The following is a 13,584-nucleotide window of genomic DNA, read 5'->3' as shown; positions in this document are numbered from 1 at the left end:
CCCTGATGTGATCGGATGGGGGCGAGCGAACCGGTTCATTCGCCTTCATCGCCGAAAGGAACAACCGTGGCTACCACGCGCACCGCACACACCGTCTGGGAAGGCAGCCTGACCGAGGGCAACGGTGTCATCACCTTCGACTCCTCCGGTATCGGCGAGCAGCCCGTCACGTGGGCCTCGCGCTCCCAGGAGGCGAACGGCAAGACCAGCCCCGAGGAGCTGATCGCGGCCGCCCACTCCAGCTGCTTCTCCATGGCGCTCTCGCACGCCCTGACCGGGGCCGGGACCCCGCCCACCAAGCTGGTCACCAACGCCGACGTCACCTTCCAGCCGGGCACCGGCATCACCGGCATCCACCTGACCGTCGAGGGCACCGTCCCCGGCCTGGACGCGGACGGCTTCGTCGCCGCCGCCGAGGACGCCAAGAAGAACTGCCCGGTCAGCCAGGCCCTGACCGGGACCACGATCACCCTGGACGCGAAGCTCGCCTGACCGTCCCGCCCGCCGCGCTGCCGCGCCCCCTCGTCCGAGGGGGCGCGGCAGCGTCGTTCCCGGGGTCCCCGGCATTGACAACGGCTCGCTCAAGTTTTGTGCTGGAGTCGGGGAAGCGCCCGGGCGGAAAGGGGACGGACATGGCACGTGCGGTCGGTATCGACCTCGGTACGACGAACTCGGTGGTGGCCCTGCTGGAGGGCGGTGAGCCCACCGTCGTCGCCAACGCCGAGGGGGCGCGCACCACGCCGTCGGTGGTGGCCTTCGCGAAGAACGGCGACGTGCTGGTCGGCGAGGTCGCCAAGCGGCAGGCGGTGACCAACGTGGACCGCACCGCCCGCTCGGTCAAGCGGCACATGGGCGACGCCGCCTGGCGGTTCCCGGAGAGCGGGAGCGTCGACGGCACCCGGTTCCGGGCCCAGGAACTGTCGGCGCGGGTGCTGCAGAAGCTCAAGCGGGACACCGAGGCCTACCTCGGCGAGGACGTCACCGACGCGGTGATCACCGTCCCCGCCTACTTCGACGACGCCCAGCGGCAGGCCACCAAGGAGGCCGGGGAGATCGCCGGCCTGAAGGTGCTGCGGATCATCAACGAGCCGACGGCCGCCGCGCTGGCCTACGGCCTGGACCGGGGCGAGGAGCAGACGGTCCTCGTCTTCGACCTCGGCGGCGGCACCTTCGACGTGTCGCTCCTGGACATCGGCGACGGCGTGATCGAGGTCAAGGCCACCAACGGCGACACGCACCTGGGCGGCGACGACTGGGACCAGCGGGTCGTCGAGCACCTCGTGAAGCGGTTCAAGGGGCAGTACGGGATCGACCTGAGCAACGACAAGATGGCCGTGCAGCGGCTGCGCGAGAGCGCCGAGAAGGCGAAGATCGAGCTGTCGTCGTCGACGGAGACGTCGATCAACCTGCCGTACATCACGGCCTCCGCGGAGGGGCCGCTGCATCTGGAGGAGAAGCTGACGCGGGCCCAGTTCCAGGAGCTGACCGCCGACTTGCTGGACCGCTGCAAGAAACCCTTCCACCAGGCCGTCAAGGACGCGGGCGTGCAGGTGTCGGCCATCGACCACGTCATCCTGGTCGGCGGGTCCACCCGGATGCCCGCCGTCACCGACCTGGTCCGTGAACTCACCGGCAAGGACCCGCACAAGGGGGTCAACCCGGACGAGGTGGTCGCCGTCGGCGCGGCCCTCCAGGCGGGAGTCATCCGCGGTGACGTGAAGGACGTGCTGCTGCTCGACGTCACCCCGCTGTCCCTGGGGATCGAGACCAAGGGCGGCATCATGACCCGACTCATCGAGCGCAACACCACCATCCCGACCCGGCGTTCGGAGATCTTCACGACCGCGGCCGACAACCAGCCCTCGGTGGGCATCCAGGTCTACCAGGGCGAACGTGAGATCGCCGCGTACAACAAGAAGCTGGGCGTCTTCGACCTCACCGGCCTGCCGCCCGCACCGCGCGGGGTGCCGCAGATCGAGGTGGCCTTCGACATCGACGCGAACGGGATCATGCACGTCTCGGCGAAGGACCTGGCGACCGGCCGGGAGCAGAAGATGACCGTGACCGGCGGCTCCGCCCTCCCCAAGGACGACATCGACCGCATGATGCGGGAGGCCGAGCAGTACGCCGAGGAGGACCGCAAACGCCGCGAGGCCGCGGAGACCCGGAACCAGGCCGAGCAACTCGTCTACCAGACAGAGAAGTTCCTCCGGGAGAACGAGGAGCGGGTGCCCGGCGGCACGAAGTCCGAGGTGGAGGCGGCGATCACCGAGCTGAAGGCGCTGCTCGAACGGGACGCCGACACCGGGGAGCTGCGGCAGGGAGTGGAGAAGCTGGCGACCGTGAGCCAGCAGATGGGGCAGGCCATGTACGCCGGTGCCTCCGGCGGTTCGGCCGAGGAACAGCGGGTGCCGGAGGGCGAGGAGGAGGGGGTGGTGGACGCCGAGATCGTGGACGACGAGAGGGACCGGGGTGCGGCCGGGTGAGGCACCGCCGGGCTGCGCCGTCGTGGCTGAGCGCCGGTGCGGCGGGAAGGGTGGTGTGGTTCGGGGCGGGGGCTCGGTTGTCTCGGTTCCCGCGACCGGTACACCGGGTACGGGCGGAACAGGTACTGCACCGGGGCGCTGAACGTGTGCACCAGGCGGGTGCAGGGGACCAGGCCGATGGGGAGGGCGCAGGCGACGTACGGCAGGGCGCCCCACAGGAAGGCGGTCACGGGCGCACTCCGCCGGGCGGGGCCGGCAGGGCGGCGCAGACCGCGTCCAGGACACACGCGTAGGGGGTGCCGAAGTCGGTCAGCCTGCCGCGGAGTTGCGTCAGGCAGTCGCGGTGCTCGGTGAGGAGGTCGGTGTTGCCGGTGCGGGCCGTGAACTCCAGGACGGCGGGGAGGAAGTCCGGCAGCTCCTCGCCGGTGAACTCCATGCCGTACGCCTTGTAGAGGTCCTGGAACCGGACCAGGGACATGCCCCGGCGGCTGGTGTCGCCGTCCCGCCACCAGCTGAGGTAGAGGGTGTGCCGGTTCTTGAAGTCGAAGACCTGCACGTAGTGCGCGGCCAGCTCCTGCGGTGGGGTCACCGTCGCGTGGTCGGTGAACTCCCGCAGTTGCGGGGCGGCTTCGCGCAGCAGCGGCAGCCGGGCGACGAAGTCGTCGTCCGGGTAGGTCAGACAGAGCGCCGCCGCCTGGTAGAACACCGCGTCCGAGGGCATCAGTCCTCCTTCGCCTCGTCGGGAGTGCCGGCGGTCTGCCGTCCGCGCAGACCGTGGAAGTTCCGCACCGACACCACAGGGAGCAGTTTCCGCCCCGAGTCCTGGCCGTAGGGGCCGTCGCCGCCCATGCCCGGGCCGCCGTCGAAGTCGAGGCTGCACCCGTCGGGCAGCGCCGACTCCTCCAGGCGGCGGGCGTCGCCGACGGCCGCCGTCGGGATCACGTACCGGTCCTCGTCCCTGGCGATCGCCAGCAGCCGGTACATCGTCTCGATCTCCTCCGGCCGCATCCCGACCGCGGAGCCGATCGCCGGGTCCGGGTCCTCGCCCAGGTTGAGCGCCCGCATGTGGGAGCGCATCGCCGCGAGCTTCTCCAGGCAGGCGCGGACCGGGGCGGGGTCGCCCGCGCTGAACAGCTCGGCCAGGTAGCCGAGGGGGATGCGCAGGGTGTCGATCGCGGCGAACAGGTTGCCGGCGTCCTCGCCGTCGTGACCGGTCTCGGCGAGCGCGTCCACGACGGGGGACAGCGGCGGGATGTACCAGACCATGGGCAGCGTGCGGTACTCCGGATGCAGCGGCAGCGCCACCCGGTACCTGCTGATCAGCGCGTGGACGGGGGAGCGGCGGGCCGCCTGCGTCCAGTCGTCCGGGATGCCCGCCGCCGCGCAGGCCCGCCGCACGGCCGGGTCCTCCGGGTCGAGGAAGACGCCCAGCTGGGCCTCGTACAGCGCCTTCTCGTCCTCGGTCTCGGCGGCCGCCGTCACCTTGTCGGCGTCGTAGAGGACCACTCCGAGGTAGCGCAGCCGGCCCACGCAGGTCTGCGAGCAGACCGTCGGCAGGCCGGCCTCGATCCGCGGGTGGCACAGCGTGCACTTCTCGGCCTTGCCGGTGGCGTGGTTGAAGTAGACCTTCTTGTACGGGCAGCCGGTCACGCACGCCCGCCGGCCCCGGCACCGGTCCTGGTCGACCAGCACGATGCCGTCCTCGGTCCGCTTGTACATCGCCCCGGATGGACAGGAGGCCACGCAGGACGGGTTCAGGCAGTGCTCGCAGATGCGGGGGAGGTAGAACATGAAGGTCTGTTCGAACTCGAACCGCACCTTGTCCGAGGCGTGCTGACGGGCGCGCTCGACCATCGGGTCCGGGTCGCCGTGGGCGGGGGCACCGGCCGGGCCGTCGTCCCGGTTCGAGGACCACCCGGTCTTCGTGGGCTTGCCGTCGAGCCGGGAGACCGGGCGGGCCGCCGGGCGGTCGTCGCCGAGCGGGGCGTCGGTGAGGTTGCGGTACTCGTACGTCCAGGGCTCGTAGTAGTCCTTGATCTCCGGGAGCGCGGGGTGGGCGAAGATCCCGGCCAGCTTGTGCAGCCGGCCGCCCGCCTTGAGCTTGAGCGCGCCCCGCCGGTTCAGCTCCCAGCCGCCGCGCCACCGCTCCTGGTCCTCGTAGCGGCGCGGATAGCCCTGGCCGGGGCGGGTCTCGACGTTGTTGAACCAGACGTACTCCATGCCCCGCCGGTTGGTCCATGCCTGCTTGCAGCTGACCGAACAGGTGTGACAGCCGATGCACTTGTCGAGGTTCATGACCATCGCGATCTGGGCCATCGGGCGCATCAGTACTCGACCTCCTGGGCACGGCGCCGGATCACCGTCACCTCGTCGCGCTGGTCACCCGTCGGGCCCACGTAGTCGAAGGCCCAGGACAGCTGGGCGTAGCCGCCGATCAGATGCGAGGGCTTGAGGACCGGTCGGGTCGGCGCGTTGTGGATGCCGCCGCGCATGCCGGTGGCCTCCGTCTTCGGGACGGCCACCGTGCGCTCCTGGGCGTGGCGCACGTACACCGTGCCGGCCGGCATCCGGTGCGAGACGACCGCGCGGGCCACCACCACACCGTTCCGGTTGACCGCCTCCACCCAGTCGTCGTCCCCGACCCCGATCGCGTCCGCGTCCTGCGGGGACATCCAGATGTTCTGGCCGCTCCCGGAGAGGGCCGGCACGAACAGGTTGTCCTGATACTCGGAGTGGATCGACCACTTGCCGTGCGGGGTGAGATGACGCACCGTCACCTCTCGCTGCCCGTCGGGACCGATACGCGGCTCGTCGAACAGCTTGTGCACGTCCAGCGGCGGCCGGTACACGGGCAGCGCCTCGCCGAGCTCGTGGATCCAGTCGTGGTCGAGGAAGAAGTGCTGGCGGCCGGTGAGCGTGTGCCAGGGCTTGAGGTGCTCGGTGCTGAGGGTGTACGCCGTGTACCTGCGGCCGCCGGACGCGCTGCCGGACCACTCCGGCGAGGTGATCACCTGGACCGGCGCGGCCCGCGTGTCCGCATACGTGACCCGCTTGCCCTCGTGCTCGGCGGTCAGGTGGGCCGTCTCCTGCCCGGTGCGTTGCTCCAGGGTGCGGAAACCCTGCGTGGCGAGACGGCCGTTGGTGGTGCCGGAGAGCGCGAGGACCGCGTCGGCCGCCTTCACCGCCGTGTCGAGCGAGGGACGGCCCTGGAAGCCGACCCCGTGCGACTCCCGCAACCGCGCGACCTCCTGGTCCGGCCTGAGGACGATCCCCTTGGCGGGCAGCCCCAGCTCCTCCACCAGCGGGCCGAGCGCCGCGAACTTGCCGCCGATCGCCGTGTAGTCCCGCTCCACCACGCTCAGGTTCGCCATGGTCTCGCCGGGCACCGGCTCGCACTCCCCGCGCTTCCAGTCCCGCACCACCCCGCCGGGCTGGGCGGTCTCGCCCGGGGTGTCGTGCTGCAGCGGCACGGCCACCAGGTCCCTGCGCATCCCTAGATGCCGCACGGCCAGCCCGCTCAGCCGCTCCGCGAGCGCCTTGAAGATGTCGAAGTCGGTGCGCGCCTGCCAGGGCGGGTCCACGGCCGGGGTGAGGGCGTGCACGTGGGGATGCGTGTCGGTGGACGACAGGTCGTGCTTCTCGTCCCAGGTGGCGGCCGGCAGCACGACGTCGGAGAGCAGGGTGGAGGAGGTCTGCCGGAAGTCGAGGGAGAGCAGCAGGTCGAGCTTGCCCTCGGGTGCCTCGTCCCGCCAGGTCACGTCCCGAGGGCGCCGCTGCGGGGCCGCCTCCTCGGCACGCAGGGAGGAGTGCGTGCCGAGGAGGTGCTTGGTGAAGTACGCGGCGCCCTCCGCCGAGGAGCCGAGGAGGTCGGCCCGCCAGAGGGTCAGGACGCGCGGCCAGTTCTCCGGGGCGTCCGGGTCCTCGCACGCGAACTTCAGGGTCCCCGCCTTGAGTCCGGCCACCGCCCCGGCCACCGGGTCACCGGACACCTCGCCCAGTTCGAGCGGATTGCGGTCGAAGGTCGGGTACGACGGCGTCCACCCCGCACGGACCGACAGCGCCAGGCAGTCGGCGCCGGTCATCCCGGCGAACCTGCCCGCACCCAGCGGCGAGGCCAGGAGGTCGGCGCCGAACCGGTCGTAGCGCCACTGGTCTGCGTTCAGGAACCAGTAGGCCGTGCCGATCATCCGGCGTGGCGGCCGGGACCAGTCGTCGGCGGTGGCCAGGCAGGCCCAGCCGGTGACCGGACGGCACTTCTCCTGGCCGGCGTGGTGCGCCCAGCCGCCGCCGTTGCGGCCCTGGCAGCCGGTGAGCTGGAGCAGGGCGAGGAAGGCGCGGTAGATGGTCTCGGAGTGGAACCAGTGGTCGGTGCCGGCGCCCATCAGGATCATGCAGCGGCCCTTGGAGCGCTCGGCGGTCCGCGCGAACTCCCTGGCGATCTCGACGCACTTGGCGGCCGGGACCGAGGTGTGCCGCTCCTGCCAGGCGGGAGTGCCCGGGGCGTCGGCATCCTCGTAGTGGGTGGGCCAGCCGCCCGGCAGCCCGTGCCGCCACACGCCGTACTGGGCGAGCAGCAGGTCGTGGACGGTCGTCACCAGCGGGCCGTGCGCGCCGCCGAGGCGGGTCGCCGGCACCCCGCGCCGCAGGACGCCCCCGCTGCCCCGGCCGTGCCCGCCGCCGGCGGTGTCGAAGCGGGGGAGCAGCACCTCCACCCCGGCCGCGACCTCACTGCCGTACAGGGTCAACTGCGGTTCGATCGCGCCGAGTTCGAGGTTCCAGCGCCCCTTGCCCGAGTCCGTCCAGCGGAAGCCGAGGGAGCCGTTCGGGACGACCGCGCGGCCGGAGGCGGCGTCCAGGACGACCGTCTTCCACTCGGCGCCCTCGCCCTGCTGCCCGAGGTCGGTGGCGCGCAGGAACTTGCCCGGCACGTACGCGCCGTCCCGCTCGGTGAGGGTCACCAGGAACGGCAGGTCGGTGAACTTCCGTACGTAGTCCGCGAAGAACGGCGTCTCGCGGTCGACGAAGAACTCCTTGAGGATCACGTGGCCCATCGCGAGGGCCAGCGCGCCGTCGGTGCCGGGGTGCGGGTGCAGCCACTCGTCGGCGAACCTCGCGTCGCCCGCGCGGTCCGGGGAGACCGCCACCACCTTCTGGCCGCGGTAGCGGGCCTCCGCCAGCCAGTGCGCGTCCGGGGTGCGGGTCACCGGGACGTTCGAGCCCCACATCATCAGATAGGCCGCGTCCCACCAGTCACCCGACTCCGGCCCGTCCGTCCGGTCGCCGAAGACCTGCGGCGAGGCCAGGTCCGCGTACCCGTCGTGGAACGACAGCATCGCAGCGCCGATCAGGGAGTGGTAGCGGGCGCCGGCCGCGTGCGACACGATCGACATCGCGGGGACGGGGGAGAGACCCGCGATCCGGTCCGGGCCGTACGTCTTGATCGTGTGCACCTGCGCGGCGGCCACGATCTCCAGCGCCTCGTCCCAACTCGCCCGCACCAGGCCGCCGCTGCCGCGCGCCCGCTGGTAACGGCGGCGGCGCTCCGGGTCGTTCTGGAGGTCCGCCCAGGCCAGCACCGGGTCCCGCAGCCGCCGCCTGGCCTCCCGGTACATCTCCAGGAGCACGCCCCGGACGTAGGGGTGGCGCACCCGGGTCGGCGAGTACGTGTACCAGGAGAACGCGGCCCCCCGCGGGCAGCCGCGGAACTCGTACCCGGGACGGTCGGAGCCGGCCGACGGGTGGTCCGTCTCCTGGGTCTCCCAGGTGATGCTCCCGTCTCTGACGTACGCCTCCCAGCGGCACGAGCCGGTGCAGGTCACCCCGTGGGAGGAGCGGACCACCTCGTCGTGGCTCCAGCGGTCCCGGGAGAAGGCGTCCGTCTCCCGGCCGCCGGTCGGGGTCACGCTGTGCGGACCGGGCGCGGGCGTGCCCGGCCGGAAGAACCGGGCGGCGCTCAGCAGCGCCGCGCCCGGCTCCTTCGGCGGTGTCCGCGTGTCGGTCACGTCCGCTCCCTCGCTCACCCGTCGCTTCGACGCTAGGGGCGGGCCCGGGAACGCACCTGTTCAGGGCGCCCGGACGGGTCAGACCTTGCGGGCGACCGGCCGTACACCGGCACGGCGCCCTCCGCCTGGACGGCCACGTCCGCCGGCTCCGGACGCCGGCCGGAGACCGGGATCACCCCCGGGCCGAGCAGCTCCAGGCCGTCGAAGAAGCGGTGGAACGCGGGCAGCGAGCGCGGGTGGAAGGGCGTGCCGCTGCGCCGGAAGTTCACGGCCGCCCGCTCGACCGCCTCCGGGCTGAGGTCCGGGGTGACCGGTCGTGCACCCGCGCCGGACGCGGCCGGCTCGTGCCGATCGAGGTCGGGGCGGGCTCGGCTGCGCTCACAGCCTGTGCTCCTCGGATCAGGGGCTGTCGGTCGCGGTACTCCCGCTCAGCTTGCCGTTTAACCATTTGTAGTGGTTCGTCGGGGCTTGGTGCCCTTCTTGTGGTGGGCGGGCCGGTCGTACGCCTCGCCGGTGGTCAGGACTCTGCCCACTTCGTAGCGGGCGGCGGGCCGCTGATTCCTGCGGCCGGGCGGCCGGCCAGGACCGGGGTGGGTGGGTTTCGGCGCTTGCGCTGGTGAGGGTGTCTTCGTGTGCAGGTTCCGGAACCCGCGCCGGACGCGGGCGGGGGTGAGCTTGCTCGGTTCCGCCGGCTTCTCCCAGGGATGGCGGAGATCGGCGACGAGCGGGCGGGCAAGGCGGAGCTGGGTGTGGGCGGCGATCACCAGCCAGGTCCAGCGGTCGGCCGCCGCCGAGTCGCGCAGGCGGGGCCGGGTCCAGCCGAGGGTCTGCTTGAGCAGACGGAAGGTGTGCTCCACGTCGAAGCGGCGGAGGAACGCCTGCCAGCAGCGGTCGACGTCGGCCGGGCTGGCACCGGTACGCGACCACCACAGCCAGACCGGCCGGTTCGCCCCGCCGCTGGGCAGCTTCTCGACGGCGAGCCGGATCACCGTGCCTTCGAGGAGCGGCAGCTCGCCGTCGTGTTCCAGCCATGCCGCCCGGCGGGTCAGCCGGGGGTGAAGCCGGTCCCAGGCCCGGGCCGTAGCGGTGCCGTAGCGGCGGGTCGCGGTGGTGGTGACCGCCTGTTCGGTGCCCCAAGTGGCGGGGTCGCCGAACACGAACTCGCCGACGTGCTTGGGCGGCCGGCCCCCGGCCGGATTCGCGGCGGCGAACTCCGCGCGGCTGGGCGCCGGGCGGCGCATCACCCGGTCCGAACGGAGCCGGCCGAGAACCTGCACCGGCAGGTCGCTGAGCAGGTGTGCGATCCGCGGGGCGTCGTAGCCAGCGTCCATCACCACGAGCACCTCCGGATCGCCCGACGTCCACTGCCCCGCGCCGATCAACCGGGTCACTACGTCGCGGAGTTGGGCAGCGGTGGTAGCCGCGACGTCGGCGCCGGGTTCCAGCCGCACCGCGTCCAGCACCGCCGTCCACGACGTTCGCCCGGTCTCCAGCGCGACCACGAACGAGTACGGCCAGCCCGGGATCATCTGGTGCTTGGCGTCGCCGCGGCCGAAGGTGTGGCAGAACGAGCGGTCCGGGCAGGTCCCGGCGTCCGGCCGCAGCCACGGCGAGACGTCCACCGCCAACACCAGGCGGCCGTCGGCGGCCCGCGGCAGCGGCAGGCCGGCGAGCTCCGACCGCAGCCGATCGACGTCCACCCGGCCCCGGTTCAGCGCGCCGTACAGGGCACCGTGCCCGCGCCGGTGCTCAGGTGCGAGCGCCAGGCCGACCAGGGTCTTCACCGGCCCGTCGCTGCACAGCACCGCGTCCGTCAGCTCGAACAGCGCGTCGCGTCGCCCGAGCAGGCAGTCGTAGAAGACCCCCCGGAAGCGTGACAGTTCCGCCAACGGCTCGCCCCGCACACCCTGCTGCACCACACTCATCACTGCGGCCTTCGCATCAAGTCCTGTACCTCTCAGACCGAGTTCAGGATCACGCGAAGGCCATGCCCACGTCCCGGAGACACCCGAACGAGTGATCACCGGGTCCGCCGAACGTAGGTCAGGGTCTGCTCGCGCCGTCAGCGTCGCGAGCCCACGGGTCGTCGTACTCCATCGGATCAGGCTGTTCCGGGTGGAGCATCCTACGCAGGCAGCGCTGCAGCCCCGTCTCGCCGGATCCGCCAACGGCGGCCATCCAGGGCAGGGCGTCCATGGTGCGGGCGCGCTCGTCGGTGGCGAGACCGTCGAGGGCTACGCGCAGGTCTTCGGGAGCGGCTTCGTCGGTGAGGCAGAGCCATCCGATCGCGGCGGCCAGCCGGACTTCGGGGGCTCGGGTGTGGTCCTGCCAGTACTCGCGCAGCAGGACGGTGGTCGGCGAGTGGGGGCGGGCACGGGTGATTTCGGCGGTGGCGAGGAGCAGTGCGGCACAGACGTCCGGGGCCGGCTCGGCGGCGAACCGGGCGCGGAGGGCGGTGCGGACCGTGCCGTGGAGGTCGGTGACGGTGGCCAGGGCGTAGGCGGCACGGATCCGGGTCGTCGGGGCAGGGTCGTGCAGCAAAGGCAGGAGGAGGGCGGCGTCGGCGGTAATGGCGGCCCGGGCTGCGGCGACCGACCAGCCCGCCGGGTACCCGGTCACCTCGGAGCCGTAGTCGTCGTAGTCGTCCTGCCGGGGTCCAGTGCGGTGGAGCAGCAATTCGGCGCGGGAGGCGACTCCGAAGTAACGGGCGCGGGCCGGGGCGGGCACCTCGGCGAGCGCGACGGTGCGGTGAGGGTGGTGTAGGTCGGCGGCGATCCGGATCAGGAACGCAACGGCGAGTGCGGCAGCCGCCCGCATGTCGTTGGCGCACATGCCGCTCACCACACCCACGCCGGCGGGGACGGGCGGCCCACCGGCGCGGAGCAGGCGGACGGCCTCCCGGACCTGGTCCCCCTGCGGGAAGTTCTCCCAGGGGACTTCGTCCAGTAGGAATCTGTCCTTGGCTTCGGGGCGGACCGCAGCCGCCACCGCGCGCACGTCGAACGGCCCGTCCGCGAACGAGGACAGCTCTGCCCCGTTCACCAAGGCCCGGCACATCGCGTACGTCGGGTCAGTCCGCCAGTCGCTCATGCCCTGTCTTCCGCCGTCGAGTCCGATCGGAGCAGATCATGCCCGAAGGGACCGACATCGATGGCGGGGCACTTCCCTGACTCTGTTCGGGAACGCGCTGCTGCCCCGGACAGACCGCGCGAACGCGTAATCGTCAGGCTCACCTGTTCGCAGCTGGACGTTAAACGGCAAGCTCAGAGCTTGTCGCGGTACTCCCGCAGCAGCTCCTCGGTCCGCTGTGCCGAGGCCGCGCGGGCCGTCATGTGGTCCAGGACCTCCAGGTGCGCCCCGACCTCGTCGCGGGAGTCCAGGTACAGGGCGCCGGTCAGGTACTCGGTGAAGACCATGTCGGGCAGCTCGGGCTCGGCGAACCGGAACAGCGTGAACGGCGCGTACGTGCCGGGGTGCGGACCGCTCGCGAACTCGGCGAGCTGCAGGGTTATCCGGTCCCGCTCGACGTAGGCGAGGAGCTTGTCGACCTGGTCGCGCATCACCTCGGCGTCGCCGGCCGGGCGCCGCAGCACCGTCTCGTCCATGATCACCCACAGGTGGGGCGGATCGTCCTGCTCCAGCAGCCGCTGCCGGGTCATGCGCAGCGCCACGTGCCGTTCCACGGCCGTGGGATCGCTGTGGCCGATCGTCCCGGACTCCATCACGGCCCGCGCGTACGCCTCGGTCTGCAACAGGCCGGGGAGGAAGTGCGGCTCGTAGGAGCGGACGACCCGGGCGGCGCCCTCCAGGCTCACGTACAGGCTGAACCAGTCCGGCAGCACGTCGTGGAACCGCTGCCACCAGCCCGGCTGGTTGGCCTCCTCGGCCAGCCGTATGAACGCGGCCTGCTCCTCCTCGGCCACCCCGTACGTGTCCAGGAGCACCTGGATGTACGGGATCTTCAGCGCGACCTCGGCCATCTCCATCCGCCGCACGGTCGCCTGGGCCACCCGCAGGACCCGCGCCGCCTCGTCGCGGCCCAGGCCGGCCGCCTCGCGCAGTTCCTGCAGCCGCTTGCCGAGCACGACCTGCCCCACTGTGGGCGCAGCACGCCGTTCACTCACGCCACGCCTCCCCAACGTGCCCAAGTACGGGGAGCAGTGTGTCACGCGATGCCGCGTCGCACACCTGGTCGAGGGAACTGCTTCCGTCAACTTGCCAACGAGTGCAGGTACTTGGTGGTGGCCGGGTCCGCGGGCAGGAACGTCTCGATGGCCAGTTCGGCGACCGTCACGTCCATCGGCGTGTTGAACGTCGAGATCGACGACACGAACGACAGCACCTGCCCCGCGTGCTCGATCCGCAGCGGCAGCGCGAAGTACGCGACGGGCCGGCCGGGTCCGCCGGGTTCCGCGTCGTCCACGTGGGCCGGCACCGGATAGGCGGCGACCTCTTCGTACAGCTCCCGCAGCGCGTCGGAGCGGTGCAGCGCGATCTGGCGTTCCATCTGTTCCAGCAGGTGCCCGCGCCATTCCCGGAGGTTGCGGATGCGCGGCGCCAGCCCCTCCGGGTGCAGGGTCAGCCGCATCGCGTTCGGGGCGGGCGCGAGCAGCGACTCCGGGACGCCCTCCAGGAGCATGGCGATACCCCGGTTGGCGGCGACCACCGTGTACATGGCGTCCACGACCAGCGCCGGATACGGCTCGTAGCCGCGGATCAGCCGCTCCATGCCGTCGCGCAGCGCGTCCAGCGCCGGGTCGTCCAGCGGGGTCTCCGGGTAGTGCGGCGCGTAACCGGCCGCCAGCAGCAGCGCGTTGCGCTCCCGCACCGGTACGTCCAGGTGCTCGGCCAGGCGCAGCACCATCTCCTCGCTCGGCCGCGACCGGCCCGTCTCGACGAAGCTGATGTGCCGGGCCGAGGAGTCGGCACGCAGTGCCAGCTCCAGCTGGCTCACCCGCCGCCGCTCCCGCCACGCGCGCAGCAGCGGGCCGACGCCCTGGCCGTCGGGGGCGTTGGTGCGGGAGGGGACGGGGCCGGAGGCGACAAGGGTCATGCCGACGACCGTAGCCGACGGCGATGACCGACGGCCGTGACCG

The 13,584-nt window shown here is 72.1% G+C and carries 9 protein-coding genes and 2 pseudogenes; 2 read left to right on the top strand and 9 right to left on the bottom strand.

All coding sequences use genetic code 11. The features are described from left to right. The first annotated feature begins 66 nt into the window (after positions 1-66). Together BLW82_RS07600 and dnaK are read left to right on the top strand one after the other, a co-directional pair. Entirely contained in the window at positions 67-492 is a 426-nt protein-coding gene (locus BLW82_RS07600) for an OsmC family protein (RefSeq protein WP_093498091.1), read from the top strand. 140 nt (positions 493-632) lie between these two features. Next, positions 633-2,486 carry a molecular chaperone DnaK gene (dnaK, locus tag BLW82_RS07595; protein ID WP_093498090.1) on the top strand — a complete coding sequence of 618 codons (1,854 nt, stop codon included), beginning with the start codon at positions 633-635 and terminating at the stop codon, positions 2,484-2,486. Positions 2,487-2,542: 56 nt separating this feature from the next. Here the strand turns inward: dnaK and BLW82_RS44840 are convergent. The 9 genes and pseudogenes from BLW82_RS44840 to BLW82_RS07550 all read right to left on the bottom strand — a co-directional run. Next, a pseudogene (locus tag BLW82_RS44840) lies at positions 2,543-2,665 on the bottom strand (respiratory nitrate reductase subunit gamma); the annotation flags it as partial. Positions 2,666-2,712: 47 nt separating this feature from the next. Beyond that, positions 2,713-3,207 carry a nitrate reductase molybdenum cofactor assembly chaperone gene (narJ, locus tag BLW82_RS07585; RefSeq protein ID WP_093498089.1) on the bottom strand — a complete coding sequence of 165 codons (495 nt, stop codon included), beginning with the start codon at positions 3,205-3,207 and terminating at the stop codon, positions 2,713-2,715. Next, the gene (narH, locus tag BLW82_RS07580) at positions 3,207-4,811 is read right to left on the bottom strand and encodes a nitrate reductase subunit beta (protein ID WP_093498088.1); all 1,605 of its coding nucleotides are present in this window, start codon (positions 4,809-4,811) and stop codon (positions 3,207-3,209) included. The genes narJ and narH overlap by 1 nt, the downstream gene beginning before the upstream one ends. Continuing rightward, positions 4,811-8,488 carry a nitrate reductase subunit alpha gene (locus BLW82_RS07575; protein WP_093498087.1) on the bottom strand — a complete coding sequence of 1,226 codons (3,678 nt, stop codon included), beginning with the start codon at positions 8,486-8,488 and terminating at the stop codon, positions 4,811-4,813. The genes narH and BLW82_RS07575 overlap by 1 nt, the downstream gene beginning before the upstream one ends. A 32-nt stretch (positions 8,489-8,520) precedes the next feature. Continuing rightward, positions 8,521-8,799, bottom strand: a pseudogene (locus BLW82_RS07570) (SAM-dependent methyltransferase); the annotation flags it as partial. A 129-nt stretch (positions 8,800-8,928) separates the two neighbouring features. After that, a complete protein-coding gene (locus BLW82_RS07565) occupies positions 8,929-10,413 on the bottom strand; it encodes an NF041680 family putative transposase (RefSeq protein WP_093498086.1) in 1,485 nt (494 codons plus the stop codon). A 118-nt stretch (positions 10,414-10,531) separates the two neighbouring features. Continuing rightward, positions 10,532-11,578: a hypothetical protein gene (locus tag BLW82_RS07560; protein WP_093498085.1), complete on the bottom strand. Its 1,047-nt coding sequence runs from the start codon at positions 11,576-11,578 to the stop codon at positions 10,532-10,534. Positions 11,579-11,751: 173 nt separating this feature from the next. After that, complete coding sequence (locus BLW82_RS07555; protein ID WP_093498084.1) at positions 11,752-12,612, bottom strand: helix-turn-helix domain-containing protein; 861 nt, start codon at positions 12,610-12,612, stop codon at positions 11,752-11,754. 86 nt (positions 12,613-12,698) lie between these two features. Next, a complete protein-coding gene (locus BLW82_RS07550; RefSeq protein WP_093498083.1) occupies positions 12,699-13,541 on the bottom strand; it encodes a helix-turn-helix domain-containing protein in 843 nt (280 codons plus the stop codon). Positions 13,542-13,584 lie beyond the last annotated feature (43 nt).

Origin of the sequence: Streptomyces sp. Ag109_O5-10 (assembly GCF_900105755.1) — a bacterium.
In the GTDB taxonomy this organism is placed as follows: domain Bacteria; phylum Actinomycetota; class Actinomycetes; order Streptomycetales; family Streptomycetaceae; genus Streptomyces.
The sequence above is the reverse complement of the archived record's forward strand: the minus strand, read 5'-3'. Positions and strand labels throughout refer to the sequence as shown.

What these genes read in the sequence shown, in the direction of transcription:
- dnaK (WP_093498090.1), top strand. Translation starts at nt 633, where the DNA reads ATGGCACGTGCGGTCGGTATCGACCTCGGTACGACGAACTCGGTGGTG.
- narJ (WP_093498089.1), bottom strand. Translation starts at nt 3,207, where the DNA reads ATGCCCTCGGACGCGGTGTTCTACCAGGCGGCGGCGCTCTGTCTGACC.
- narH (WP_093498088.1), bottom strand. Translation starts at nt 4,811, where the DNA reads ATGCGCCCGATGGCCCAGATCGCGATGGTCATGAACCTCGACAAGTGC.
- BLW82_RS07565 (WP_093498086.1), bottom strand. Translation starts at nt 10,413, where the DNA reads ATGAGTGTGGTGCAGCAGGGTGTGCGGGGCGAGCCGTTGGCGGAACTG.
- BLW82_RS07560 (WP_093498085.1), bottom strand. Translation starts at nt 11,578, where the DNA reads ATGAGCGACTGGCGGACTGACCCGACGTACGCGATGTGCCGGGCCTTG.
- BLW82_RS07550 (WP_093498083.1), bottom strand. Translation starts at nt 13,541, where the DNA reads ATGACCCTTGTCGCCTCCGGCCCCGTCCCCTCCCGCACCAACGCCCCC.